Consider the following 24286-nt stretch of genomic DNA (forward strand, 5'->3'; position numbering starts at 1 on the left):
TAACAGTATTGAGGTGCATCCAGCGCCGGGGGTTCATTTTTTATCGGAGGTCATGGGCGGTCTGCCCGAGGGAATGTTTGCCAGCGTCGAAGGTCAACCGAGCAGTTCCTCTTGCCTGGAGGCCCTGCCATGAACGTCAGCCATACCGTCGTCGAATATTTGCGCCGCCACGACCTGCGACTGACCACTGCCGAGTCCTGTACCGCCGGAAAGATCGTGACCTTACTGGCCGAAGTGCCAGGCAGCGGGGACCTGATCGAGAGTGGCTACGTGGTCTATTCTTCTGAAGCCAAACAACGGTTACTGAACGTCAGCCCCCATACGATCGAAGCCTTCAACCTGACCAGTTGCGAAGTCGCTCGCGAAATGGCCTTGGGCGCCTTGCTCGACAGCACCGCCAACGTCGCCGTGGCCACCACCGGTATCCTGGGGCCGGAGGATGTCGACGGGATTCCGGCAGGTACCGTCTGTTTTGCCTGGGCTTATCAGACCGAGAAAGGAAAGTGTGTATTCACCCAACAGCATCGCTTTTACGGCTCCCGCAGCAAGGTCCAGTTACTGGCCGCCGAACATGCCTTGAAGCGGATCTCGTTTTTTCACAAACGCGCCCTGGCCGATGACAAGACCGGTGAACAAGATCGGGTAAACCAATGAACGAGCATTCCCGCCGCACTGAAGACGACAGCCGCGATTTTCCGGTGCGCGAAGACATGGCCTATCAGATCAAGGTCTGGCGATTCGAACGCTGGGGCTGGTACGTGATGGTGCTGCTGGTGGTGTTGGCGTTGCTCGGCTTGTTTTCCCGTGGCCCGCTCAGTTCCCGGGACGTTCACGGCAGCGATGGCAAGGTACGGGTGGAGTACGAGATGTTCCACCGTCATGGCTCGACCAATCCGATGAAGGTCAGTGTGATCGGCCGGCCGGATACCACGGTTGAACTGGAACTGACCGGTAAACTGCTGGAGGGCTTCGAAATCGAAACCCTGCAACCGGAACCTGTGCGTGCACTCAGTGGCGAGCAGGGCATGAAACTGTGGGTACAAACGGACGCGCAAGGGCAGGCCAGTCTTTACCTGACTTTGCGTGGCGAGGGGCTGGGCCTGTTTCGCAGCCATATCGCCTCGCCCGGTGCAGCCCCCGTCAAGGTGGATCAATTCATTTTCCCTTAGGTGACTTATGGATTCGGTATTGCGCGCAGCCGTGATGTACCTGGCGTTGATGGTGCTGTTCAAAATCGCCGGTCGGCGCTCGCTGGCCGAACTGACGACGTTTGATTTCGTACTGCTGATGATCATCGGCGAAGCGACCCAACAAGCGCTGGTGGGCAATGATTTTTCCCTGACCAATTCGATGCTGGTGATCATCACGCTGATTGCCATTGACGTCGGCCTTTCACTGCTCAAACAGCGCTCGCAATGGGTGCAGCGGTTGATCGACGGCGGGCCGACGATCATTGTCGAAAACGGCCAGATCCTGCACCAGCGCCTGCGCCATGCGCGATTGGTCGAAGCAGATATCATGGAGGCCGCGCGTTCGAGCCAGGGCATTGAAACCCTTGAGCAGATCAAATTCGCCATCATCGAGCGCAATGGCAAAATATCGGTGATTGCACAAGAGCCCTGACTCACCGCGATCCCCGTAGGAGCTGCCGAAGGCTGCGATCTTTTGATCTTGCTTTTGCTGACATCAAAGTCAAAAGATCGCAGCCTTCGGCAGCTCCTACGGGGCCGATCGCAGCCCACGGGCGTCAAAGCATCGGCTTGCCGCCCGTGACGCCATACCGTTGCCCGGTGATGTAGCTGGCTTCATCCGAGGCCAGCAGCACATAGATCGGCGCGACTTCCGCCGGTTGGCCGGGGCGGCCGAGCGGGGTTTGCGAGCCGAAGTTCTGCACGTCTTCCTCGGGCATGGTCGAGACGATCAACGGCGTCCAGATCGGCCCCGGCGCCACGCTGTTCACCCGGATATTCTTTGGCCCCAGCATCTGCGCCAGGCCGGCGGTGAAGTTGGCAATCGCGCCCTTGGTGGTCGCGTAGGCCAGCAATGTCGGCTTGGGCATGTCGGAGTTGATCGAACTGGTGTTGATGATCGAACTGCCAGGCTTCATGTGTTTCAACGCGGCCTGACAGAGCCGGAACATGGCCGTGATGTTCACATCGAAAGTCATTACCCATTCTTCGTCCGGGATGTCCTCGATGTTTTCGTGGGTCATCTGGAAGGCGGCGTTGTTGACCAGAATGTCGATTCGGCCAAAGCGCTCCACCGTTTTGTCCACCAGCGCCTGGCAGTGCGCTTTCTGCGCCACATCGCCAGGCAGCAGCAGGCATTGGCGACCGGCCTGCTCGACCCAGCGTGCGGTTTCCTGCGCATCTTCCTGTTCATTCAGATAGGCCACCACCACATCCGCGCCTTCCCGGGCGAAAGCAATCGCCACCGCACGGCCGATGCCGCTGTCGGCACCGGTGATCAGGGCAATCTTGCCCTCCAGCCGACCCGAACCTTTGTAGCTCTGCTCGCCACAATCCGGATAAGGGTCCATTTTCATCTGGACTCCGGGGACTGGCTGGCTTTGTTTGGGGAAGGGTGGTTTTGGATAGTCAGTCATCGGGAAATCTCCTCTGTTCAAAGCAAAAGATTCAAGCGCCACCAGCGCTCGTTGAGGGTTGACCCCGGTCTTTTGTCTTGAGTTCGGTTGGATTTCGATGGACTTCGGCAACCCGAAAATCCCTTGTGCAAGCCTGCTCGCGATGACTGCTCTCACATTTGAACGGTGTACACCCTGTAGGAGCTGCCGAAGGCTGCGATCTTTTGATCTTGCTTGCGCTGACATCAAAATCAAAAGATCGCAGGCTGCGCCAGCTCCTACATTTGATCCTCGTTGCCCGTAAGAATCAGCGGTTACGCAAACTACGTTCCATTCGCGCGATCCCTTCTTCCAGCAGCGCCCGCGGGCAGCCGAAGTTCAAGCGCACGAACTGCCGGGCGTGATCGCCGAAATCCAGCCCTGCGCTCAGCCCGACCTTGGCCTGCTCGAGGAAGAACTGTTGCGGGTCATCCAGCCCCAGCGCCGTGCAATCGAGCCACGCCAGGTAAGTGCCTTGAGGCACATTCATGACCACACCCGGCAACCGCGTACGAACCGCCTCCACCAGATAATCCCGATTGCTTTGCAGGTAGGCCATGAGTTCGGCCAGCCACGGGCCGCCTTCGCTATAGGCGACGCGGGTGGCTTCCAGGCCCAGCGGGTTGACGCTGTCGACCATGCCGCAGCGAGCGCTGTTGACCCGATGACGCAGTGCCGCGTCCTGAATGATCATGAACGCCGTTTTCAAACCGGCGATGTTGTAAGCCTTGCTCGCCGACATCAGGGTGATGGTGCGCTTGGCGATCTGCGGGCTGAGCGAGGCGGTCGGAATGTGTACGCGCCCGTCGAAGCACACCTGGGCGTGGATCTCGTCGGAGATGATCCAGGCATCCTGCTCCAGACAAATGTCGGCGACCGCTTGCAACTCCTCGCGCGGGAAGACCTTGCCCAGCGGGTTATGCGGGTTGCTCAGCAGCAACGCGCCGCCGCCCTGCAGGGCCTGGCGCAAGGCATCGAGTGGCGTGGCATACGTGCCATCGGCCAACGCGTCGAAATCCAGTTCGACTTTGTTCAGCTGCCAGTGGCCCGGCGCATGGCGCAGCGGCGGGTAGTTCGGCGTTTGTACCACCACGTTCTGCTGCGGTTGAACCAGCGCATTCAGGGCCATGTTGAACCCCGATTCAATACCGGGCAGGAAGACCAGCTCCTGAGGCTGCACGCGCCAGGCGTATTTGTTCCAGAGGTCGGCGACGATGGCCTCACGCAAGTCATCCTGAGCCACGCTGTAACCGAGCATCGGGTGTTCCAGGCGTTTTTGCAGCGCCTGAATGATCGCTGGCGGCGCGGCAAAGTCCATGTCGGCGACCCACATCGGCAACACGTCGGCCGGGTAGCGGCTCCATTTGGTACTGCCTGTGCCATGGCGGTCGAACACCTGATCAAAATCGAAAGTCATGCTCAGTCTCATAAAAGGCAGGGGGTTAATCCGGTGGTCATGATAAGCGCCAACCTCTGTGGGAGCTACCTGAGGCTCGGGGATTACCCGACTGTCGGTTTTCACACCGCACAAAACAGCATTGTCTACAGTTTAAGGTGGCGGTAGTTCCGTTGCCGTCACCGTGATCGTCCAGAAAAACCCGGCCAACGCATGATGCCAGGCAGTTAAGCAAAATCCCTGTGGGAGCGGGCTTGCTCGCGAAGAGGGCAGCACAGTCAACATTGATGTCGCCTGACACACCGCTTTCGCGAGCAAGCCCGCTCCCACAGGAGTCATGACTTGACTGACTGGCCAATGCACCGGGTTTCCACCTGATCAGGAGTGCACGATGGACCTCAACCGTCGTCAGTTCTTCAAGGTCGCTGGTCTCGGCCTTGCGGGCTCAAGCCTCGGTGCGCTGGGGATGGCCCCGGCACCTGCTTTTGCCGAACAAGTGCGTCATTTCAAGCTCGCCCATACCCATGAAACCCGCAACACCTGCCCGTACTGCTCGGTCGGTTGCGGCTTGATCATGTACAGCCAGGGTGACAACGCGAAGAATGTCGCCCAGAGCATCATCCACATCGAAGGCGATGCCGACCACCCCGTCAATCGCGGCACCCTCTGCCCCAAAGGCGCAGGCCTGCTCGATTTCATTCACAGCCCCAGCCGTCTGCAGTATCCGCAGGTGCGCAAGCCCGGCACCACGGAATGGACGCGTATCTCCTGGGATGAAGCGCTGGATCGCATCGCCGACCTGATGAAGGCCGACCGCGATGCCCACTTCATCGAGAAAAACGCCCAGGGGCAAACGGTGAATCGCTGGCTGAGCACCGGTTTCCTCGCGGCGTCGGCATCGTCCAACGAAGCGGGTTACATCACCCACAAGGTGATTCGCAGTCTCGGCATGCTGGGGTTCGATAACCAGGCACGTGTCTGACATGGCCCGACGGTGGCAAGTCTTGCCCCGACGTATGGCCGTGGTGCCATGACCAACCACTGGACCGATATCGCCAACGCGAATCTGGTTCTGGTGATGGGTGGCAATGCCGCCGAAGCGCACCCTTGCGGTTTCAAATGGGTGACCGAAGCCAAAGCCCATAACAAGGCGCGGCTGATTGTGGTCGACCCGCGTTTCACCCGTACCGCCTCGGTGGCCGACTATTACGCGCCGATCCGCACCGGCACCGACATCGCCTTCATGGGCGGGCTGATCAATTACCTGCTGACCGAAGACAAGATCCAGCACGAATACGTGCGCGCCTATACGGACGTGTCGTTCATCGTCAAGGCCAATTACGGTTTCGAGGACGGCTTGTTCAGCGGTTACGACGCGGGCAAGCGCATCTACACCGACAAGTCTGGCTGGGGCTATGAAATCGGCGAGGACGGCTTCGCCAAAGTCGACCCGACCTTGCAAGATCCACGCTGCGTCTACCAGTTAATGAAGCAGCATTACAGCCGCTACACCCTGGAGCTGGCCAGTCAGGTCTGCGGCATGCCCGTGGATGCGATGAAGAAAATCTGGGAGGAGATCGCCACCTGCTCGCAACCGGGCAAAACCATGACGATTCTCTATGCGTTGGGCTGGACCCAGCATTCGACCGGCTCGCAGATGATCCGCAGCGCGGCCATGGTGCAACTGCTGCTGGGCAACGTCGGCATGCCGGGCGGGGGCGTCAATGCCCTGCGCGGTCACTCCAACATCCAAGGCCTGACCGACCTGGGCTTGCTGTCCAACCTGCTGCCTGGTTACCTGACCCTGCCGGCCGAGACCGAACAGGACTACAACGCCTACATTGCCAAGCGCGCACTCAAGCCGTTGCGGCCCGGGCAGATGTCCTACTGGCAGAACTACGGCAAGTTTCACGTCAGCCTGATGAAAGCCTGGTACGGCGCCAATGCCACCGCCGAGAACAACTGGGGTTACGACTGGTTGCCGAAACTGGACATTCCTGGCTACGACATCCTGAAAATGTTCGACATGATGGGCAAGGGCGAGGTCAATGGCTACATGTGCCAGGGCTTCAACCCGATCGCCGCCTTGCCGGACAAGAACCGGGTGATGAAGGCGCTGGCCAAACTCAAGTGGCTGGTGGTGATGGACCCGTTGGCCACCGAAACCTCGGAGTTCTGGCGCAACGCCGGGCCTTACAACGATGTGCAAACGGCCGAGATCCAGACCGAAGTCATCCGTCTGCCCACCACCTGTTTCGCCGAAGAAAACGGTTCGCTGGTCAACAGCGGTCGCTGGCTGCAATGGCACTGGAAGGGGGCCGACGGTCCGGGCCAGGCGCGCACCGACGTGAAGATCATGGCCGAGCTGTTCCTGCGCCTGCGCCAGCGTTACCAGGCCAACGGCGGAGCCTGGGCCGAGCCGATCCTCAAGCTCGACTGGCCGTACAAAGTGCCGGATGACCCGACGCCGGAAGAGCTGGCCCGGGAATTCAACGGCTACGCCGTATCCGATGTCACCGATGCTTCGGGCGCGGTGATCAAGACCGGTCAGCAGCTGTCCGGTTTCGGTCAGCTCAAGGACGATGGCAGTACGGCGTCCGGTTGCTGGATTTTCTGCGGCAGCTGGACCGAGCAGGGCAACAACATGGCCCGGCGTGACAACAGCGATCCTTTCGGCATGAAACAGAACCTGGGCTGGGCCTGGGCCTGGCCGGCGAATCGGCGGATTCTCTACAACCGCGCCTCTTGCGACACCCAAGGTAAACCGTGGGACGCGAAAAAACGGCTGGTGTGGTGGAACGGCAAGGTCTGGACCGGCACCGACGTGCCCGACTACAAGGCCGATGTGCCGCCGGAAGCCGGAATGAACCCGTTCATCATGAATCCCGAAGGCGTTGCGCGTTTCTTTGCCCTCGACAAGATGAACGAAGGGCCATTCCCGGAACACTATGAACCGTTCGAGACGCCCATCGGCATCAACCCGATGCACCCCAACAACAAGCAGGCCACCAGCAACCCGGCCGGACGGGTCTTCGATTCCGTCTGGGACACCCTCGGGCAGGCCAAGGACTTCCCTTATGCGGCGACCAGCTACCGGCTGACCGAACACTTTCATTTCTGGTCCAAGCATTGCCCGATCAACGCCGTGACCCAGCCCGAGCAGTTCGTCGAAATCGGCGAGGTGCTGGCCAAGGAGAAAGGCATTGCGGCCGGTGACCGGGTAAGGGTCAGTTCCAAGCGCGGGCATATCGAAGCGGTGGCGGTGGTGACCAAACGGATTCGTCCGCTGCAGGTCAATAACCAAGTGGTGCATCAGATCGGTATTCCGTTGCACTGGGGCTTCACCGGCGCCACCCGTCACGGTTACCTGACCAACACCCTGGTGCCGTTCCTCGGCGATGGCAACACACAGACCCCGGAATCCAAGTCATTCCTGGTCAACGTGGAGAAAGTCTAAATGGCCAGCCAAGACATCATCGCCCGTTCGGCCACCACCACGATGCCGCCCTCGGTGCGCACGCAAGAGGAAGTGGCCAAGCTGATCGACACCACCAAGTGCATTGGCTGCAAGGCCTGCCAGGTCGCCTGCTCGGAATGGAACGAGTTGCGCGACGATGTCGGTCACAACCTCGGCACTTACGACAACCCTCAAGACCTCAGCGCAGACACCTGGACCTTGATGCGCTTCACCGAGCATGAAACCGACGCCGGCAACCTCGAATGGCTGATTCGCAAAGACGGCTGCATGCACTGCGCCGAGCCCGGCTGCCTGGCGGCGTGCCCCAGCCCCGGCGCGATCATCAAGCACGCCAACGGCATCGTCGATTTCGATCAGGATCACTGCATCGGCTGCGGCTATTGCATCACCGGTTGCCCGTTCAACATTCCGCGTATCTCGCAAAAGGACCACAAGGCTTATAAATGCACGCTGTGCTCGGACCGGGTGGCGGTGGGGCTGGAACCGGCCTGCGTAAAAACCTGCCCGACCGGCGCCATCGTTTTCGGCAGCAAGGAAGACATGAAAGAACATGCGGCCGAACGTATCGTCGACCTCAAGAGCCGCGGTTTCGAAAACGCCGGTTTGTATGACCCCGAGGGCGTCGGCGGTACCCACGTCATGTATGTGCTGCACCATGCCGACACGCCCAGGTTGTATGCCGGGTTGCCGGATCACCCGGCAATCAGCCCGCTGGTGGACCTGTGGAAAGGCCTGAGCAAACCCCTGGCGTTGCTCGCCATGGGCGCGGCGGTGCTGGCCGGGTTCTTCCATTACGTGCGCGTCGGGCCACAACTGGTCGAGGAAGACGAACATCCCGTCACCCTCGACCCGGCGGTGCATGAGTTCGATCCATCGGTGCACACCTTTGATCCGACGAAACCCGGCGGGGAGGACAGGCCATGAACGACAAACCGATCCTGCGCTACACCGCCAACCAGCGCACCAATCACTGGCTGGTGGCGATTCTGTTTCTCGCGGCCGCGCTGTCGGGGCTGGCCTTGTTCCACCCGGGACTGTTCTGGCTCAGCAACCTGTTTGGCGGCGGTTCGTGGACGCGCATTCTGCATCCGTACATGGGCGTGGCGATGTTTGTGCTGTTCCTCGGCCTGGTGTTCAGTTTCTGGCGGGCGAATTACTTCAGCGCCAACGACCGGTTGTGGCTCAGGCGCGTCGGGACTGTCATGCGTAACGAAGAGGAGGGCGTGCCGCCGATCGGCAAATACAACCCGGCGCAGAAGCTGCTGTTCTGGGTGTTGCTGATCTGCATGCTGGTGCTGTTGTTCAGCGGCCTGGTGATCTGGCGTGCCTGGTTCAGCGCGTACTTTGGCATCACCAGTATTCGCTGGGCGATGCTGTTGCATGCGCTGGCGGGGTTCATCCTGGTGCTGAGCATCATCGTCCACGTCTATGCCGGCATCTGGATTCGCGGCTCGGTCCACGCCATGGTGCGTGGCCAGGTCAGCCGCGCCTGGGCGAGAAGACACCATGAGCTCTGGTACCAGGAAGTGACCCGAGACGAGACGCCTGAGCGACCGATCACAAAAAAAGGATGACCCCTTGGCCACGATCCTCGAGCCTGGGCAGATAGAAGCGGCGGCGAGTTCACCGCCGTTTCTATACCTGCCACCGAACAACCTGTTCACCTTGCGCGCGCTGCGCCTGGAACGCTTGGCCGATGGACATCCATTGGCGGATTACCTGCGTTTGGTTGCCGGACTGTGTCACGTTCAGCAGAAGCTGATAGACAATCCGCCCGTAGCCGCCATGCCCGATCCCGAACGTCTGCGGGTGTGCATGGAACATGGCTTGCCACCGTTCGCCACCGACAGCCTGGTGCGTGAAAATGTTTGGCTGCCGTATCTCGACGCCTTGTTGCAACGCTATCAGCCACCGCCACAACCAGCGGTAGAAAACGCCGTGGCGACGTTGCGCAGTGCCAACCCGGGGCTGCTCAAAGCCTGGGCGATTGCCTTGGTCAGCGGCCAGTATTCAATGTTGCCGGCAGAACTGGTGCCGTTCCTCGGTGCAGCGCTGCAAGCGGCCTGGAGCCATTGGCTGCTGAGTTCACCCGACCTTGAACTCAAGCGCGGCGACAGCCTCAGCCAATGCCCGGCCTGCGGTTCGCCGGCGATGGCCGGGGTGATTCGTCATCGGGGCAAATACAACGGTTTGCGTTATCTGGTGTGCTCGTTGTGTGCCTGCGAATGGCATGCGGTGCGGGTCAAGTGCGTGTACTGCGAACAGAGCAAGGGGCTTCAATACATCAGTTTCGAGGATGACCGTCACGCCGCCAATCAGGCACCGTTGCGGGCGGAAGTCTGCCCCGGCTGCAACAGCTATTTGAAACTGATCTACCTGGAAAATGACGCCGAAGCCGAAGCACTCTCGGCAGACCTGTCCAGCCTGATGCTGGACATGCGCCTGGAGCAGGAAGGCTACCAGCGCCTGTCGCCGAATCTGATGCTGGCACCGGGAGGTGACTGAGCGTGTCCCTTTGATGTTCAGGCTTGAGATAAATCCCACCCAAAGCGAGATAAATCCGGTTATGTCCACGAAGCGTGCTGGTCAAATCCGATGCAAATAACTGGTCGAGTCAGGGGTATTCCTGCCTGGCATGCAAAACGGTCAAGATCTCGATTCGATCTGTCACCCGGTAGACCACCAAGTAATCATCAGTTTCGAGGATGACCGTCACGCCGCCAATCAGGCACCGTTGCGGGCGGAAGTCTGCCCCGGCTGCAACAGCTATTTGAAACTGATCTACCTGGAAAACGACGCCGAAGCCGAAGCACTCTCGGCAGACCTGTCCAGCCTGATGCTGGACATGCGCCTGGAGCAGGAAGGCTACCAGCGCCTGTCGCCCAATCTGATGCTGGCACCGGGAGGTGACTGAGCCTGTCCCCTTGATGTTCAGGCTTGAGATAAATCCCACCCAATAAGCGAGATAAATTCGGTTATGTCCACGAAGCGTGCTGGTCAAATCCGATGCAAATAACTGGTCGAGTCAGGGGTATTCCTGCCTGGCATGCAAAACGGTTAAGATCTCGATTCGATCTGTCACCCGGTAGACCACCAAGTAATTGGGATGCACAACAATTTCCCGCGTACCGGGTACACGACCAAATCGATAAAGGTAGGGATGTTGCGGAAGTGCCGAGGTAGCAACCTCAATGGCTTGGTACAGTTCGCTCGCCGCTACAAGGTGGCGGTCGCCAATATAATCAATGATTTGCCACAGTTCAGCCCGCGCTTCGGGCCGCCACTCAACCAGCATCGCGCTTATTGCGCTTGGCTTCGAGAAGGGATCGCATATCAGCCATTACCTGATCGTGCGGGACATTCGGGCGTGGATCATCGAGCGACGCCTGCACTTTGGCACGGAACCAACGGTCGTAGCTGGCGGCCTGCTCTTCGGTTTCAAACTCTGAAACGATGGGGGAAAGTTCGGCGCTCATAGTGACCTCCGGGATCAATACTTAGCAGTCTAATCGGTATGTGGCTCACTGTCGTGGGTGTCAAGATGAAGTACACCCAGCCAAGCATCACGTGGTCCCATCTCTCTATCTGATGGGCGCAACCACATTAAACCTCTCGCTTGCGACAGCCAACCCCTAAAAGATGTCGGACGCTTCCTCAATTTTTTGAACGCTTTCATGTGTTTAACGTACGCGTTTAAAGACACCCGCCGTTACGTCCTACCGGCTACAACGCCTTGCGTCGTTACCTACGCGTGCGCCAGAATCGGCTGGCTTGTGCGGCTGTGGGGCGGGCTATATCGTTTCCCTGTCACTGAAAAACAGTGATCGGGTTTGGTAGCCCGCCTGTAACAGCCGTATGGCAACACCTTATGCCGTCTCTTTTTTGGGACTCTGCTTTTATGGTGGTCATGCGTGGGGCTCCTTTGTGAGCGCCGGGTTTCCTGTTGCAGCCGGTCTACCAACCCGCGTATGGCCGCCACCCTTCGTTTGGTAGCGAGGGTGATGGCTCCTTAAAATCTGCAACAAGGAGTTTTCATCTTGTTCAAAGTTACGCCCAACCCGCCAGACTCTGATCCGGCATCCCCGTACGAATCTAACGATTCAAAAAAATTTCACGAAGCCGCCGAACGCGCCCTCAATTTCTACCTAAACCCGGCAGCGGTCATGAACAATACCCCCCGCAAACCCAGCACCATGTACATGGTTGCGCCGGATGTCGGCCATGAAACCTTGCTGGTTCAAACGTGTGAGAACTTGGCCTCGGCCAGTGTCATGGCCAGTGACATTGCTGCACTGGTAGAGGGCACCCACCGCAATACCCTGCTGGCGCTTCAGCAAGTCATCATGCTGGCTGAACTGGCGGTGAATCGAATGCTGGATAATTTCGTTCCACCTAAGTAATCACTCAGCCCTTTACCGAGAGGCTTGCCCCTCGGTAAAGAGCTTTCCGCCAGCGGCGACACGATCACAACGCGAACCTCAAACGCAAAGACATCACCGCCGCGCAGACGACCAAAGACGAAGGCGGCGCTCGGCATCACCTGAGCAGTGAGCCCAGCGGCTACACTCAGACGCGACGGTCATTCGCTTCCGGGAGCCTCTGATGTCTGCAACCTCCGCCAGCCACACCTTGCGGCTGCCCTCCATCGACAGCTTGCTGCGCCATCCCGCCTGCCAACCACTGGCCGAGCGTTACGGGCGTGACGCGCTGCTGGCGGGTTTGCGGCAACTGCTCGATGACTTGCGCGAACCGGTGCTCAAGGGCGAACTCAATGCCGTTGAAATCACCCCCGATATCTTGGCAGGCAGGGCAGGCGAGCGTCTGGCGATCCAGCATCGCAGCCAGGTGCGGCGGGTGTTCAACCTCACCGGCACCGTACTGCATACCAATCTGGGGCGCGCGTTGTTGCCGGAATCGGCTATCGAAGCCGTTCAACTCGCCGCCCGCTATCCGCTCAATCTGGAATTCGACCTGCACAGCGGCAAGCGCGGCGACCGGGATGATTTGATCGAAGGCCTGATTCGCGAGCTGACCGGCGCCGAAGCGGTGACCGTGGTCAACAACAACGCCGCCGCCGTGTTACTGACGCTCAACAGCCTGGGCGCGCGCAAGGAAGGCATCATTTCCCGTGGTGAATTGATCGAAATCGGTGGCGCCTTCCGCATTCCCGACATCATGGCTCGCGCCGGGGTGCGGCTGCACGAAGTGGGCACCACCAACCGCACCCATGCCCGGGATTACGAGGCTGCCATCGGTCCGCGCAGTGGCTTGGTGATGCGTGTACACGCGAGCAATTATTCCATCGAGGGTTTCACCGCCCGGGTGCCGACGGCTGAACTGGCGGAACTGGCTCACCGTCACGGGCTGCCGCTGCTCGAAGACCTGGGTAGCGGCAGCCTGCTGGACCTGACTCGCTGGGGCCTGCCTGCTGAACCGACGGTACGCCAGGCGCTGCTCGATGGCGCGGACATCGTCACCTTCAGCGGCGACAAACTGCTCGGCGGTCCTCAGGCCGGGTTGATAGTCGGGCGCAAAGACCTGATCGCCAAGATTAAGAAGAACCCGCTCAAGCGTGCATTGCGGGTCGACAAACTGACTCTCGCGGCGCTCGAAGCGGTGTTGATGCTCTACCGCGACCCGGATCGGTTGGCCGAACGCCTGCCGAGCCTGCGCCTGCTGACCCGCCCTCAAATCGACATCTTCGCCCAGGCCGAACGCCTGCAACCGTCACTGGCGCAGGTGTTGGGTGATGGCTGGAGCGTCAGCGCGGTGCCGGCGCTGGGCATGATCGGCAGCGGCAGCCAACCGGTGGCTCGTTTACCGAGCGCCGCGTTATGCCTGCGGCCCAACGTTTCCAAACGTCTGCGCGGGCGGCGATTGCTGGGGCTGGAGGCCGCGTTTCGTCGGTTGCCGATTCCCGTGTTGGGGCGCATTGATGCTGATGCGCTTTGGCTGGACCTGCGCCAACTGGATGACGAAGCCGCGTGGCTGGCGCAGCTCAATCAGCTGGCGCAATTCGATCAGTTGCAGGAGGAGGGCCGGAACGGGTGATTGTCGGCACGGCGGGGCACATCGATCACGGCAAAACCTCCTTGCTCCAGGCATTGACCGGCCAGGCCGGCGACCGTCGCCGGGATGAACGCGAACGCGGCATGACCATCGACCTCGGTTATCTCTATGCAGCTCTGGAGCCGGGCGCAGCGCTGACCGGTTTTATTGATGTGCCCGGTCATGAGCGCTTCACCCACAACATGCTGGCCGGGGCGCAGGGCATTGATCTGGTGTTGTTGGTGGTGGCAGCCGATGACGGCGTCATGCCGCAGACCCGCGAACATCTGGCGATCGTCGAGTTGCTGGGCATCCCTCGGGCACTGATTGCCATCACCAAATGCGACCGCGTCGATCCTGCTCGTGTGCAGGCCGTCCGGGAACAGATCGAAGCATTGCTCGCACCCGGACCTTATGCCAACGCGCCGCAAATCGCCCTGTCGAGTGTGACCGGCGAGGGTGTCGAGACGCTGCGTCAGGCCTTGCTGGATGCGCAACATGAGGTGCTTCAACGCAGCGCCAGCGGCGATTTTCGCCTGGCGATTGATCGGGCGTTCAGCGTGGCCGGCGTCGGGATCGTGGTGACCGGCACCGCGTTGTCTGGCCAAGTGATCGTGGGCGATACGCTGATGTTGAGTCCGCTGGGCAAACCCGTGCGGGTGCGAGGCCTGCATGCGCAGAATCAGGCGGCTGACAGCGCCATGGCCGGGCAGCGAGTCGCGCTGAACCTGAGTGCCGACCGTTTGGCCCTGGAGCAGATTCACCGGGGCCACTGGCTGTTGGCTGAATGGCTGCATGCGCCGACCCAGCGTCTGGATATCGAGATGACCTTGCTGACCAGCGAAGCGCGAAGCTTCGAGCACTTTCAGCCCGTGCATGTGCATCTCGGCACTCAAGACGTGACTGGGCGCGTGGCGTTGCTGGAGGGTGCCAGCCTGGCACCGGGGCAGCAGATGTTCGCGCAACTGCTGGTGAATGCGCCGGTGCTGGCGGTGAAGGACGATCGCTTGATCTTGCGCGATCAAAGCGCCCAACGCACCCTCGGCGGTGGCCGGGTGCTCGACCCGTTCGCCCCGGCCCGACACCGTCGCAGCCCCGAACGATTGGCGCAGCTACAAACGCTGGCCACCACCAACAGCCTGGAAGACGCACTGCCGGCGCTGCTGGCCAACAGCGACACCGGGCTTGATCCCCGGCGTCTGGAGCGCCAGTTCAATCGTCTGCGCGATAGCTGGGAATTGCCCGATGACGTGCGCTTGATCGATACGCGGCAAGGGCCGTTGCTGTTCAGCGCGGTGCGCTGGGAAGCCCTGAAAGCGCCGCTGCTGGAACACCTCGCACGCTTTCATCAACTGGAACTGGATCAAATGGGACCGGACAGGGACCGCCTGCGTCGCTTCGCCGGCACCGCGCTGGAGCGGCCGACCTTTATCAGCCTGCTCGACGAATTGCTGGCCAGCGGTGCGATCGTCGCCAGCGGTCCGTGGCTGCATTTGCCGGACCATCAAGTGCGTTTGAGCGAGGATGACGAAACCCTGTGGCAACAGCTACAGCCTCTGTTTGAACACGCGGGTTTCGATCCGCCGTGGGTGCGTGATCTGGCAAAAGCGACAAGCCATGAAGAGGCCGCCGTACGCCTGCTGCTGCGCAAGATGGCGCGGCTGGGGCTGGTGCATCAAGTGGTTCGTGACTTGTTTTATACCGAAACACTGGTGCGCCGATTGGCGGCTATGCTGGTGCAACTGGCCAGCGATGACCCGGTGATTCAGGTCACCGCGTTTCGCGATGCCGTGGGCCTGGGGCGCAAGCGCAGTATTCAGATTCTGGAGTACTTCGACCGGATCGGCCTGACCCGACGCTTTGGCGACCGGCGTCACATTCGGCTCGACAATGCACTGGCTCAACCGGCAACAAACTGAGTTCAAGGAAGGCAATCGCGCCCGGTGGCGCGGCCGGGCTTCAAACCCGGTTGGGGACGGCATCCGTTCCCGGGCAGGTTCGACTCCGGCTGCCTTCCGCCATTTGGTAGAACACTGATGTAGGCAGTTAACGCCTGTCAGCTCAGCACAATCCCTGTGGGAGCGGGCTTGCCCGCGATAGCGGTGTGTCAGGCAACATCAATGTTGACTGTGCCGCCATCATCGCGGGCAAGCCCGCTCCCACAGGAATAGCGCTGAGCTGGCTGGTGAAAGCCCGCCAACAAACACAACTATGACCTACGCTTATTCCCAGACGCATGTTCAACGAACAGGGGCTCTTCCCTGATCGAAAACAACAAGAACAGCTATCCGGAGACGACTCATGTTTGCATTGGCCCGTCGATTCAGCAGCAACCTCGCCGTTTTAGTTACCGCCGCCGCGCTCGCCTCACCGGTATTTGCGCTCGATACCGTCAAGTTCATGGCCCCGGGCTCAGTCGGTGGTGGTTATGACCAGACCGCACGTGTCCTGGGCAAAGCCATGGTCGAAGCGAAAACGGCAAAGTCCACAACCTTCGAGAACAAGGGTGGGGCGGGTGGGACCTTGGGGTTGGCGCAATTTGCCAACGGCACCAAGGGCGACGCCAATGCCCTGATTGTGGTCGGTGCAATCATGGTCGCAGCCATCGAGCAAAACAAACCGCAAATCACCTTGAAGGACGTGACGCCGATCGCCCGACTGTTTACCGAATACAACGTGATTGCCGTGCGTGACGACTCCCCGTACAAAACCCTGGGCGACTTGCTCAAAGACTTCAAAGCCAACCCGTCCAGCATCAAATGGGGCGGTGGCTCCAAGGGGTCGATCGACCACATTGGTATCGCCGAACTGGCGAGCAAAATGGACGTCCCCGTCAACAAGGTCAATTACGTCGCCTTCGCCGGTGGCGGCGAAGTCGTCGCCGCGACGCTGGGGGGCCACATCACGGTGATCACCGGCGGCTACGCCGAGCTTGCCAAATACGTGCAGTCCAAACAATTCCGCTTACTCGCCATCGGCGCGCCCACACGCGTTGAAGGCATCGATGCACCGACCCTCAAAGAAAGTGGCTATGACGTGACAATCGGCAACTGGCGGGGTGTTTATGGCGCCGCAGGCCTGACGCCTGAACAGCGCAAAGAACTGACCGAAGCCGTCCTGATCGCCACCAAAAGCACGGTCTGGCAAGAAAACGTAAAAACCAATGCATGGTCGCCGAGCATTCTGACCGGGGATGATTTCGGTAAATTCGTCGAAGAAGAGCACGGGCGCCTGCGCGCGATGCTGGTCAAGGTCGGGCTGCTTTGAGATGGCCGGGCGCTGGAAAGTCATGCCGACCCAACTGGCGATGGGTTTAGGTGTCGTCGCCATCAGCGCGGTATTGGCGTTCGGTGCCTCGCGGTTTCCCCCCGAAATGGGCTTCGTCATCATGGCAGCGTATGTCTATCCCTACGCCGTCGCGGCGTTTCTGGGCGTCGTCGGTCTATTGATGTGCTATCAGGCGCTCACCGGTGGTTTTCGCAACCTTGCCGACGACCATGAAACCACCCGGCCTCAGCCCGGCGGCAAGGCCGGGGCGACCTGGGTCACGGCGGGGCTGGTGGGCGTTGCCTTGCTCATTACCTACATCGGTTTCGTATTGGCCGCCTCATTGCTGTTTGCCTGTTCGGCACGGGGTTTCGGCAGTCGCAGCCCGGTGCGGGACCTGGCCATCGGCATCGCCCTGACGCTGCCGATTTACTGGCTTTTCACCGCCGGGCTAGGGGTTTCCCTGCCGCCCCTGGTCAACGCCTGGATTTGATCCGGGCCCAAGGAGGTCGACAAGGTGGACATTCTCTCGAGTCTGGCAACCGGCTTCGGTGCCGCGTTGGCGCCGATCAATCTGATGTGGGGTTTTATCGGTTGCCTGCTGGGGACGGCGATTGGTGTTTTGCCGGGGATCGGGCCGGCGTTGACCGTCGCCTTACTGCTGCCGATTACCGCCAAGGTCGATCCTACCGGCGCGCTGATCATGTTCGCCGGCATCTATTACGGTGCTCAGTTTGGCGGCTCCACTACCTCGATTCTGCTTAACACGCCAGGAGAGTCCTCCTCCATGGTCACGGCCCTGGAAGGTAACCTCATGGCCCGCAACGGGCGGGCAGGCCCGGCGTTGGCGACGGCTGCGATAGGTTCATTCGTTGCCGGCACCATCGCGACAATCTTGCTGACCCTGTTCGCGCCCCTCGTAGCGATATTGGCGCTCAAGTTCGGGCCGGCGGAGTATTTCGCGATCCTGGTGCTGGCCTTCACCACGGTGTCGGCGGTGCTCGGTGCGTCGATGCTGCGCGGCTTTGCGTCATTGGGGATAGGGCTGACCATCGGCTTGATCGGCCTGGACTCGACTTCAGGCATTGCCCGCTACACCTTGGCGGTGCCCGAACTGGTCGATGGCATTGAAGTGGTGCTCGTCGCGGTGGGATTATTTGCCGTCGGTGAAGCCTTGTACGGCGTGCTCTACCAAAAAGAAGAAACGGCCGGCCGCCATCGCTTGACCTCGTTGTGGATGACCCGCGCCGACTGGAAGCGCTCGATTCCTGCATGGTTACGGGGCACGCTGATCGGTTTTCCATTCGGGTCGATTCCGGCCGGTGGCGCGGAAATTCCGACGTTCCTGTCGTATTCGACCGAACGCAAACTCAGCAAGTACCCGAAAGAATTCGCCGCCAGCAAAGGCGAGGGCGCCATCGAAGGCGTTGCCGGCCCCGAGGCGGCCAACAACGCCAGCGCGACCGGTTCGCTGGTGCCATTGCTGACCCTGGGCATACCGACCTCCGCCACGGCGGCGATCCTGTTGGCCGCGTTCCAGAACTACAACCTGCAACCGGGGCCGCTGCTGTTCCAGACCTCGGGCGAATTGGTCTGGACGCTGGTGGCCTCGCTGTACATCGGCAATGCCATCCTGCTGGTGCTGAACCTGCCGTTGGTGGGCCTGTGGGTCAAACTCTTGCAGATTCCACGACCGTACCTGAACGCCGGCATTCTGGTCTTCGCCACCATCGGCGTGTACGGCATGCGCCACTCGACGTTCGACCTGTTTTTGATGTTGGCCATCGGTTGGGCCGGAGTATTGATGCGGCGATTCGATTTCCCCGTCGCCCCGGTGATCGTCGGCATGCTGCTGGGCCCGATGGCGGAAAAACAACTGCGCAACGCCTTGTCCATCAGCCAGGGCGACTGGATGGTGTTTGTGACACAACCGATCGCGGCCTCGCTCCTGGTGCTGACGCTGTTGGTGCTGCTGGTTCCGTACGTGCTGCATAAACGCGGCATTAAATTGCATGAGGATGATTGAGCGCTTCGCGAGCCGGTTTGATGATCCGCGCGATGAAGCAGATCAGCGTCCCCGGCTGCATTCCCACGCTCTGCGTGGGAACGATCATCGCACCCTCAATTTCAGAAACGGAACGCTTGTCGTCCGACCAGTAGCCATTTGCCTTTCTGTTTCTGCCAGATCTGGAAGTTCTCGATTTCCGTCGGAACGATCTCTTCACCCTTGATCGCTTGTGCCGAAAAATGATGCCGGACCAACGCCACATCACCCGACAGCGTGATGGTCTGGCCTTTCATTTCAAGTGTCTTGAAAGCGCTTTTACCGGTTTCGATGTCAGCGATGAACGCTTTCTTGTCCTGGATTTTCCCGCTGGAATGGCCGTAGGTAAGGTTTTCAGCGGTGAGCGCATTCAGTTGGAGAATGTCCTTGTGCAGCATCGCTTGAGTCAGATGGTCTACCGCTACGGCAACATCCTTTTCGCCCGAGGAAGGGGCCGCCATCACGTAGCCGCTGAAGAGGCACAAGAAGCCGATAAGCAATTTCGTTTTTTTCATGGGTATTTTTTCCTTGTTGTTATTGAGAGGGCAGACGAAATAGGCGTATCGTCTGTCATCGTACAACGTAGCAGATTTTTGTTGCGAGATGCATCCAGCCAGTCAATGAAACGCAATCCTGTGGGAGCGGGCTTGCTCGCGAAAGCGATGTGTCAGGCGACATCAATGTTGAATGTGCCGCCTTCATCGCGGGCAAGCCCGCTCCCACAGGTTCCGCTCCCGCGAGTACCACCGGTGCGGTTTTTATCACTTCATCATCTGCGTGGAACTCCCTGCCAGCCCCCCCGTCATTTGCAATGAAGCACCACCGCGGACACACCCGCGGCCACTTCCTGACGTGTTCATTACGAAGGCGAGGGATGACATGACTACTCCAGACAGCAGAACCGGACAACCGGATGGCCCTCGGGATCCCGCAGGCTCCGAACAGAACTTTCAACATATAAAGGAGGAGGTTACCGAAGCGATAGGCGGTGCACGGCATCAGGCCGATGAGCAGTTCGGCCAATACCGCGATACCGCAGCGGACCAGATTGAAGCATTGGCCAGAGGCGCCCAGTCAGTCGTTTCCGAGATCAGGACGAACGATACGTTCGGGATGTCCGACTATCTGGCGAACATGGCCGACAGCATGAGCAGCCTGGCGGGAAAACTGCGCAGTAAAAGTGCCGAAGAGCTTCTGCACGATGGCGCTGATCTGGCGCGCGACAATCCAGGGTTGTTCATTGTCGGCAGCATAGCGGTGGGGTTCGGTCTGTCGCGGTTCCTGAAAGCGGGCACGGCGCCCCTGCCGACAACAACCGACCGCGAGTTCACGGAGCAGGGCAGCACACCCTCGTTCAGTGGCGATGGCTCGCAAGAGTTCTATGAAACGTCGATGCCATCGGCAGGCGATTTGTCGCCCGGGTTGGCCACTGGCATCACGCCGTCTTCGCCGAACGCGCCCGACCATCGTGGCGATACTTCTTCAATGCCGGGGTCCAGCCCCTTCTCAGGAGAACGGTAATGAACAGAGACGATCCAGAACTGCAACGCACACAGCCCATCAATCCGTCGGGTACGACCACTGATTACGATGCTTCCGTGGTCGGTCTATTGCGGCAGTTATCTCGGGAAGTTCCGTCGTTATTCACCAAAGAGCTGGCGTTGGCCAAGGCGGAATTGCAGACCAGCCTGACGACATTGAAAGCAGGGATTGCCGGTGTCGCTGGCGGCGCCATTGTGCTGCTCGCCGGGCTCATTATTGTGCTGATGGCGGTGGTCTATGCCTTGAGCCTCGTGATGGCGCCCTGGCTGGCCGCGCTGATTGTCGGCGTCGTGGTGATGGTCATCGGATTCGTGATGCTGCAGGCAGGCAAAAAACAATTCGAGCCTTCCCACTTCAAGCCTGATCGCACCCTGGACGCGCTGAACAAAGACCAGGAAGCCCTGCGGAGGAAAGTGTCATGAAGCGAGAATTAGACACCGAAGCGGCCAAGAGCCCGGAAACCATCGAGCGCGAAATCGATGCGCAACGGGAGAACATCGGGCATATCGTTGACGCGCTGGAAAGCAAGTTCACCCCTGGCCAGATGTTCGATCAGGCGCTGCTGATGATGCAAAGCAACGGCTCGACTTTCCTGACCAATCTGGGCACCAGTGTGCGCAACAATCCCATGCCCGCGGTGCTGACCTCGGTCGGCCTGATGTGGTTGATCATGAGCCAGAATCGCCCGCCAACGCCCAGGGAATATCGCGTTGAGACTGAGCTGGATGTCGATTGGACCGATGACGTCGCCGAAGGGCTCACCGACGGCATGGACAGCGCCCGGGAGCGTCTGCACAAAACCACCGATTCGCTCAAGAACAGCTATCAGGCCGTCAAGGGTAAGGCTGCGCACCTGAGCGACAATCTGCATGCCAAGACCGATCAGCTCAGTCACGCTGTCCATGACACCAGTGATCGCCTGGCGCGCAGGACCCATGAAATGGGCGACCAGTTCAGTCATCTGCTCAAGGAACAACCCCTGCTGATGGCGGCGATGGGTATCGCGGTGGGCGCGTTGCTGGGCGCGGCATTACCCACTACCGCAACGGAGCGCCGTTATCTGGGCAGGACCAGCGCCAGCCTCACCGGCAAGGTCAAACAGCAAGCACGGGAGGGCTATGAGGCCGTGCGCGAAAAGGTGATGGAACCCATAGAGCCCCACGATGCAATCGCTGGAGAGACGGGCGCGATGCGCAAGACTACGTCCGAAACCTCAGCCGATCTGTCCCGTGGGCTGGGAACTTCTTGACGGGTATCAGGGCAAGACGGGAGGTCTGAAGCACAGACGTCCCGTTGAGCCCGGTTTGTCGACGCCCTGATACTGACCAGACAGCCAAGATCAGACACCCTGACGAGGGACGCATCATGATTGATGAAGCCACAGGTATGACCGCCGGTGTGCGCTACGAAATCGAGAAACGCGAAAGGGTAGAACCGTTTGCCGGTTTTTTTCTGGATGGCAAGTATTACCTCACGCCCGAACTGCAAACAGCCATCGGCTGGATTGAGGGCAATCGCTTTATCTACGATGTACTTGATCCCGAAGGCGAGCCGATGTTCAAGGACCGCGTGGCCGGCACTATCAAGGATTTGAAACTCATATTGAGTGATGGAATGACCCTGGATATCCATCCCGTTCCGGGCACCTGACGTCAGTAGGGCCGTCCCGAACCTGCGTCAGCCGCCGCTGATTTTCCAGTGTTTGACGTTATCGGCAAACACCATCTGATGCATTTCGTGGGCGATTCCGTAAGCCAGGGATTCATGCGCCGCAATGACTTTTTCTTCCGCTGAAAGGCAATGAAAAATGTCCAGTTTGGTATCCGCGTGGGCGGTTTCCAGGGCAAAGATTTGCACATAACGCGCGAGGTCGTTATCCAGGCTCAAGAGGTATTCGCGCAGGCGTTGATGGTCGACCGAGCTTTGGGGGAAATACCAATTCATCGGGTGAATCAGAAACCGCGAATGAGGCGCGGTGATCCGTCGGCCGGCGGCCAGGTACATGATGATGCCCATCGACTCTATGTTGCCGGCATTGATCGCGCACAGCGGCACCGGCAGGGATTTGAGAAAGGTGTAGAGGGCGAAGCCGAAGTTGGTGCTGCCACCGCTGGTGGATAGATTCAGCAGCAAGGAAGAAGCGCCCTGGTCGATGGCGTCGAGACAGCAGTCTCTGAAGCGCTCCATGGTGCCCTGATCAATCTGGCAATGAAAGTGGATGATGTGCTCTGTCATCGATGCACCTCCATAGGAGATAAATAGAGAGTCGAAGACGAATAATGCCAGACCTCAACGCTCTTTTCTTTCATCAAATTATATAAGCACAACCCGCTCTTATACTCGTTTGAATCACTTCCATTAGTCGCCGTAGCCAGAGTTTTCTGGAACTAATAATTCCAATCCGCTTGTCGCAAGAATGCCGGATCAGTTCAAACTTTCAATCGCAGAAAACCTCGGAATTAGACGAGCCGACGACGAAGGCTCGTGAATAACATGAGGAGAACGGAAATGGCTAACACCGGAAACAAGAACCCAGGCAATTTTGCCAATGACCCTGGAAAAGCCTCCGAAGCCGGTAGAAAAGGCGGGGAGTCGGGCGGCGGTATGATGAACGATCCGCAACGCACCTCCGATGCCGGCAAAAAAGGTGGACAGGCCTCAGGAGGCCGTCAATCCAGCGATACCAATCGCTCCGGCAGCGAACAGGGAGGAGGCCGCTCGGGCAACTTTGCCGACGACAGAGATAGAGCGTCTGAAGCAGGTAGAAAAGGAGGGCAACAAGGAGGAGGGCAAAATCCCGGCGGCGGGCGTAAACCCTGATGCCGAGTGAAATACATCAAGCCCCGCTTATGGCGGGGCTTGGTTTTATCCAGGGCAGGTTCCTGTCGCCTCACGAATGATGCCGGTCCGTGATAGGCGCATGCTGTGCCATCAACTCAGCGACCCAATCAATGAATACGCGCAACTTGAAGCTGATATGCCGGTTCGGTGGAAAGGCCAGGTAGATTGGCATCGGATCGAGGCGCCAATCCTCGAACAAACGGACCAACTCACCGCGCGCTTCGTAGGTTTTGGACATGTAGTCTGGCAGCCAAAGAACTCCTAGGCCGGCCAGACCGGCCGCGATGTAGGCATTGCCATCATCGACTGCCAACACATAACGCCCCTTGATATAGACGCTCTCGCTGTTGCTGCGCATGGCATAAGGCACGGCTTTGCCTGTGCGTGCCCACAGGAAGCCGACGACACGATAATGCGAATCTTCCAGCTCTTGCGGATGCGACGGCGTACCGACGCGGTCCAGGTAACTCGGCGCCGCATAAACGCCCAACTGGAGGTCGCCTACCCGCCGGGCCATCAGAGACTGATCGGTTAGTTCTCCGCCCCGCACAACGCAATCTACGTTCTCACCGATCATATCCACGATGCGATCGCTGACGCCCATATCGATTTGGATGTCAGGGTATCGAGCATGAAATGCAGGCAACGCCGGTATCAGAATCATGCTGGCCAACGGGCTGGGTACATCCACTCGCAGTCGGCCCCGGGGCAGGGCCGAGGCGCTGGACAGACTAGTCTCGGCATCGTCCATGTCGGCTATCAGCCTTACCACACGTTCGTAATAGACGGCGCCATCGGCTGTTACATTGACCTTGCGCGTCGTGCGGTTGAGTAGTTTGACGCGTAACCGGGCCTCCAACTGTTGCACCAGTTGCGTCACGCTCGTCTTGCTCATATGCAGTGTTTCGGCCGCCTTGGTGAAGCTGCCCGTTTCCACCACCCGAGCAAATGCCTGCATCGCATCGAAACGGTCCATTTCTGCCCCGGATATCTATTGGATTGTTTGGGTTTTACAAACAGTGATGGCTACAGTTGCTCGTTTATCGG

At 59.5% G+C, this 24286-nt stretch carries 25 protein-coding genes, 1 tRNA gene and 2 pseudogenes; 20 read left to right on the forward strand and 8 right to left on the reverse strand.

Annotation, left to right across the window (positions count from 1 at the left end; translation table 11 throughout):
- The first annotated feature begins 129 nt into the window (after window positions 1-129).
- From ABH909_RS17265 to ABH909_RS17275, 3 genes are read left to right on the forward strand one after another with little or no spacing between them, the layout of a single operon-like run.
- Window positions 130-654: a CinA family protein gene (locus ABH909_RS17265; RefSeq protein WP_429435347.1), complete on the forward strand. Its 525-nt coding sequence runs from the start codon at window positions 130-132 to the stop codon at window positions 652-654.
- Window positions 651-1169 carry a hypothetical protein gene (locus ABH909_RS17270; protein ID WP_429435350.1) on the forward strand — a complete coding sequence of 173 codons (519 nt, stop codon included), beginning with the start codon at window positions 651-653 and terminating at the stop codon, window positions 1167-1169. The genes ABH909_RS17265 and ABH909_RS17270 overlap by 4 nt, the downstream gene beginning before the upstream one ends.
- Before the next feature lie 7 nt (window positions 1170-1176).
- Window positions 1177-1623: a DUF421 domain-containing protein gene (locus tag ABH909_RS17275; RefSeq protein ID WP_429435351.1), complete on the forward strand. Its 447-nt coding sequence runs from the start codon at window positions 1177-1179 to the stop codon at window positions 1621-1623.
- A 124-nt stretch (window positions 1624-1747) separates the two neighbouring features.
- Here ABH909_RS17275 and ABH909_RS17280 read toward each other — a convergent pair whose 3' ends face one another.
- Window positions 1748-2605, reverse strand: a complete 858-nt coding sequence (locus ABH909_RS17280; protein ID WP_429435354.1) for an SDR family oxidoreductase — start codon at window positions 2603-2605, stop codon at window positions 1748-1750.
- A 286-nt stretch (window positions 2606-2891) separates the two neighbouring features.
- Entirely contained in the window at window positions 2892-4040 is a 1149-nt protein-coding gene (locus ABH909_RS17285) for a MalY/PatB family protein (protein WP_429435357.1), read from the reverse strand.
- A gap of 370 nt (window positions 4041-4410) precedes the next feature.
- Between ABH909_RS17285 and fdnG the strand changes: the two genes are divergently transcribed.
- From fdnG to fdhE (ABH909_RS17305), 4 genes are read left to right on the forward strand one after another with little or no spacing between them, the layout of a single operon-like run.
- Window positions 4411-7476 (forward strand): formate dehydrogenase-N subunit alpha, encoded by a 3066-nt coding sequence (gene fdnG / locus ABH909_RS17290; protein WP_429435360.1) that lies wholly within the window; start codon window positions 4411-4413, stop codon window positions 7474-7476.
- Window positions 7477-8421, forward strand: coding sequence for a formate dehydrogenase subunit beta (gene fdxH / locus ABH909_RS17295; RefSeq protein ID WP_429435363.1), 945 nt, complete (start codon window positions 7477-7479; stop codon window positions 8419-8421).
- Window positions 8418-9071, forward strand: coding sequence for a formate dehydrogenase subunit gamma (locus tag ABH909_RS17300; protein ID WP_429435366.1), 654 nt, complete (start codon window positions 8418-8420; stop codon window positions 9069-9071). The genes fdxH and ABH909_RS17300 overlap by 4 nt, the downstream gene beginning before the upstream one ends.
- A 4-nt stretch (window positions 9072-9075) precedes the next feature.
- On the forward strand, window positions 9076-10002 hold the full coding sequence (fdhE, locus tag ABH909_RS17305; RefSeq protein ID WP_429435369.1) for a formate dehydrogenase accessory protein FdhE: 927 nt from the start codon (window positions 9076-9078) through the stop codon (window positions 10000-10002).
- A 109-nt stretch (window positions 10003-10111) separates the two neighbouring features.
- On the opposite strand, the pseudogene ABH909_RS17310 reads toward fdhE (ABH909_RS17305), so the two are convergent.
- A pseudogene (locus ABH909_RS17310) lies at window positions 10112-10189 on the reverse strand (type II toxin-antitoxin system mRNA interferase toxin, RelE/StbE family); the annotation flags it as partial.
- Here ABH909_RS17310 and fdhE (ABH909_RS17315) point away from each other — a divergent pair.
- A pseudogene (fdhE, locus tag ABH909_RS17315) lies at window positions 10190-10411 on the forward strand (formate dehydrogenase accessory protein FdhE); the annotation flags it as partial.
- A 111-nt stretch (window positions 10412-10522) separates the two neighbouring features.
- On the opposite strand, the gene ABH909_RS17320 reads toward fdhE (ABH909_RS17315), so the two are convergent.
- Both ABH909_RS17320 and relB read right to left on the reverse strand, forming a co-directional pair.
- Entirely contained in the window at window positions 10523-10792 is a 270-nt protein-coding gene (locus ABH909_RS17320) for a type II toxin-antitoxin system RelE/ParE family toxin (RefSeq protein WP_007902310.1), read from the reverse strand.
- Window positions 10782-10973 carry a type II toxin-antitoxin system RelB family antitoxin gene (gene relB, locus ABH909_RS17325; RefSeq protein WP_007902309.1) on the reverse strand — a complete coding sequence of 64 codons (192 nt, stop codon included), beginning with the start codon at window positions 10971-10973 and terminating at the stop codon, window positions 10782-10784. Before relB ends, ABH909_RS17320 begins: the two co-directional genes overlap by 11 nt.
- A 561-nt stretch (window positions 10974-11534) precedes the next feature.
- Here relB and ABH909_RS17330 point away from each other — a divergent pair.
- From ABH909_RS17330 to ABH909_RS17360, 7 genes are all read left to right on the forward strand, one after another.
- Window positions 11535-11897, forward strand: coding sequence for a DUF6124 family protein (locus ABH909_RS17330; protein WP_218394957.1), 363 nt, complete (start codon window positions 11535-11537; stop codon window positions 11895-11897).
- Between the two features lie 202 nt (window positions 11898-12099).
- On the forward strand, window positions 12100-13548 hold the full coding sequence (gene selA, locus ABH909_RS17335; RefSeq protein WP_429435373.1) for an L-seryl-tRNA(Sec) selenium transferase: 1449 nt from the start codon (window positions 12100-12102) through the stop codon (window positions 13546-13548).
- The gene (selB, locus tag ABH909_RS17340; protein WP_429435376.1) at window positions 13545-15464 is read left to right on the forward strand and encodes a selenocysteine-specific translation elongation factor; all 1920 of its coding nucleotides are present in this window, start codon (window positions 13545-13547) and stop codon (window positions 15462-15464) included. Before selA ends, selB begins: the two co-directional genes overlap by 4 nt.
- A gap of 6 nt (window positions 15465-15470) precedes the next feature.
- Window positions 15471-15566, forward strand: a tRNA-Sec gene (locus tag ABH909_RS17345).
- A gap of 280 nt (window positions 15567-15846) precedes the next feature.
- On the forward strand, window positions 15847-16812 hold the full coding sequence (locus ABH909_RS17350) for a tripartite tricarboxylate transporter substrate binding protein (protein WP_429435379.1): 966 nt from the start codon (window positions 15847-15849) through the stop codon (window positions 16810-16812).
- A 1-nt stretch (window position 16813) separates the two neighbouring features.
- On the forward strand, window positions 16814-17305 hold the full coding sequence (locus ABH909_RS17355; protein WP_429435382.1) for a tripartite tricarboxylate transporter TctB family protein: 492 nt from the start codon (window positions 16814-16816) through the stop codon (window positions 17303-17305).
- Window positions 17306-17329: 24 nt separating this feature from the next.
- The gene (locus tag ABH909_RS17360) at window positions 17330-18838 is read left to right on the forward strand and encodes a tripartite tricarboxylate transporter permease (RefSeq protein ID WP_429435385.1); all 1509 of its coding nucleotides are present in this window, start codon (window positions 17330-17332) and stop codon (window positions 18836-18838) included.
- A gap of 101 nt (window positions 18839-18939) precedes the next feature.
- Here the strand turns inward: ABH909_RS17360 and ABH909_RS17365 are convergent, their stop codons facing one another.
- Entirely contained in the window at window positions 18940-19371 is a 432-nt protein-coding gene (locus ABH909_RS17365) for a nuclear transport factor 2 family protein (protein ID WP_429435388.1), read from the reverse strand.
- A 364-nt stretch (window positions 19372-19735) separates the two neighbouring features.
- Here ABH909_RS17365 and ABH909_RS17370 point away from each other — a divergent pair, with 364 nt between their 5' ends.
- From ABH909_RS17370 to ABH909_RS17385, 4 genes are all read left to right on the forward strand, one after another.
- On the forward strand, window positions 19736-20377 hold the full coding sequence (locus tag ABH909_RS17370; RefSeq protein ID WP_429435390.1) for a hypothetical protein: 642 nt from the start codon (window positions 19736-19738) through the stop codon (window positions 20375-20377).
- Entirely contained in the window at window positions 20377-20820 is a 444-nt protein-coding gene (locus ABH909_RS17375) for a phage holin family protein (protein ID WP_429435393.1), read from the forward strand. The genes ABH909_RS17370 and ABH909_RS17375 overlap by 1 nt, the downstream gene beginning before the upstream one ends.
- Entirely contained in the window at window positions 20817-21647 is an 831-nt protein-coding gene (locus ABH909_RS17380) for a DUF3618 domain-containing protein (RefSeq protein WP_429435396.1), read from the forward strand. The genes ABH909_RS17375 and ABH909_RS17380 overlap by 4 nt, the downstream gene beginning before the upstream one ends.
- 116 nt (window positions 21648-21763) lie before the next feature.
- A complete protein-coding gene (locus ABH909_RS17385) occupies window positions 21764-22048 on the forward strand; it encodes a hypothetical protein (protein WP_429435399.1) in 285 nt (94 codons plus the stop codon).
- Window positions 22049-22075: 27 nt separating this feature from the next.
- On the opposite strand, the gene ABH909_RS17390 is transcribed toward ABH909_RS17385, so the two are convergent.
- Window positions 22076-22633 carry an ATP-dependent Clp protease proteolytic subunit gene (locus tag ABH909_RS17390; protein ID WP_429435402.1) on the reverse strand — a complete coding sequence of 186 codons (558 nt, stop codon included), beginning with the start codon at window positions 22631-22633 and terminating at the stop codon, window positions 22076-22078.
- A 273-nt stretch (window positions 22634-22906) separates the two neighbouring features.
- Here ABH909_RS17390 and ABH909_RS17395 point away from each other — a divergent pair, with 273 nt between their 5' ends.
- Complete coding sequence (locus ABH909_RS17395; protein WP_429435405.1) at window positions 22907-23218, forward strand: KGG domain-containing protein; 312 nt, start codon at window positions 22907-22909, stop codon at window positions 23216-23218.
- 70 nt (window positions 23219-23288) lie between these two features.
- On the opposite strand, the gene ABH909_RS17400 is transcribed toward ABH909_RS17395, so the two are convergent.
- Window positions 23289-24215: a LysR substrate-binding domain-containing protein gene (locus tag ABH909_RS17400; RefSeq protein ID WP_429435408.1), complete on the reverse strand. Its 927-nt coding sequence runs from the start codon at window positions 24213-24215 to the stop codon at window positions 23289-23291.
- Between the last annotated feature and the right edge of the window lie 71 nt (window positions 24216-24286).

Source organism: Pseudomonas sp. BS3782 TE3695 (assembly GCF_050435305.1).
Classification (GTDB): domain Bacteria; phylum Pseudomonadota; class Gammaproteobacteria; order Pseudomonadales; family Pseudomonadaceae; genus Aquipseudomonas.

Bases quoted from the DNA above. Each gene is read 5' to 3' on its own strand.
- ABH909_RS17350 (WP_429435379.1), top strand. From the start codon at position 15,847: ATGTTTGCATTGGCCCGTCGATTCAGCAGCAACCTCGCCGTTTTAGTT.
- ABH909_RS17265 (WP_429435347.1), top strand. From the start codon at position 130: ATGAACGTCAGCCATACCGTCGTCGAATATTTGCGCCGCCACGACCTG.
- ABH909_RS17390 (WP_429435402.1), bottom strand. From the start codon at position 22,633: ATGACAGAGCACATCATCCACTTTCATTGCCAGATTGATCAGGGCACC.
- ABH909_RS17370 (WP_429435390.1), top strand. From the start codon at position 19,736: ATGACTACTCCAGACAGCAGAACCGGACAACCGGATGGCCCTCGGGAT.
- ABH909_RS17385 (WP_429435399.1), top strand. From the start codon at position 21,764: ATGATTGATGAAGCCACAGGTATGACCGCCGGTGTGCGCTACGAAATC.
- relB (WP_007902309.1), bottom strand. From the start codon at position 10,973: ATGAGCGCCGAACTTTCCCCCATCGTTTCAGAGTTTGAAACCGAAGAG.
- ABH909_RS17355 (WP_429435382.1), top strand. From the start codon at position 16,814: ATGGCCGGGCGCTGGAAAGTCATGCCGACCCAACTGGCGATGGGTTTA.
- ABH909_RS17300 (WP_429435366.1), top strand. From the start codon at position 8,418: ATGAACGACAAACCGATCCTGCGCTACACCGCCAACCAGCGCACCAAT.
- selA (WP_429435373.1), top strand. From the start codon at position 12,100: ATGTCTGCAACCTCCGCCAGCCACACCTTGCGGCTGCCCTCCATCGAC.
- ABH909_RS17280 (WP_429435354.1), bottom strand. From the start codon at position 2,605: ATGACTGACTATCCAAAACCACCCTTCCCCAAACAAAGCCAGCCAGTC.
- ABH909_RS17365 (WP_429435388.1), bottom strand. From the start codon at position 19,371: ATGAAAAAAACGAAATTGCTTATCGGCTTCTTGTGCCTCTTCAGCGGC.
- ABH909_RS17375 (WP_429435393.1), top strand. From the start codon at position 20,377: ATGAACAGAGACGATCCAGAACTGCAACGCACACAGCCCATCAATCCG.
- ABH909_RS17320 (WP_007902310.1), bottom strand. From the start codon at position 10,792: ATGCTGGTTGAGTGGCGGCCCGAAGCGCGGGCTGAACTGTGGCAAATC.
- ABH909_RS17270 (WP_429435350.1), top strand. From the start codon at position 651: ATGAACGAGCATTCCCGCCGCACTGAAGACGACAGCCGCGATTTTCCG.
- ABH909_RS17395 (WP_429435405.1), top strand. From the start codon at position 22,907: ATGGCTAACACCGGAAACAAGAACCCAGGCAATTTTGCCAATGACCCT.
- ABH909_RS17400 (WP_429435408.1), bottom strand. From the start codon at position 24,215: ATGGACCGTTTCGATGCGATGCAGGCATTTGCTCGGGTGGTGGAAACG.
- ABH909_RS17285 (WP_429435357.1), bottom strand. From the start codon at position 4,040: ATGACTTTCGATTTTGATCAGGTGTTCGACCGCCATGGCACAGGCAGT.
- ABH909_RS17380 (WP_429435396.1), top strand. From the start codon at position 20,817: ATGAAGCGAGAATTAGACACCGAAGCGGCCAAGAGCCCGGAAACCATC.
- ABH909_RS17275 (WP_429435351.1), top strand. From the start codon at position 1,177: ATGGATTCGGTATTGCGCGCAGCCGTGATGTACCTGGCGTTGATGGTG.
- fdxH (WP_429435363.1), top strand. From the start codon at position 7,477: ATGGCCAGCCAAGACATCATCGCCCGTTCGGCCACCACCACGATGCCG.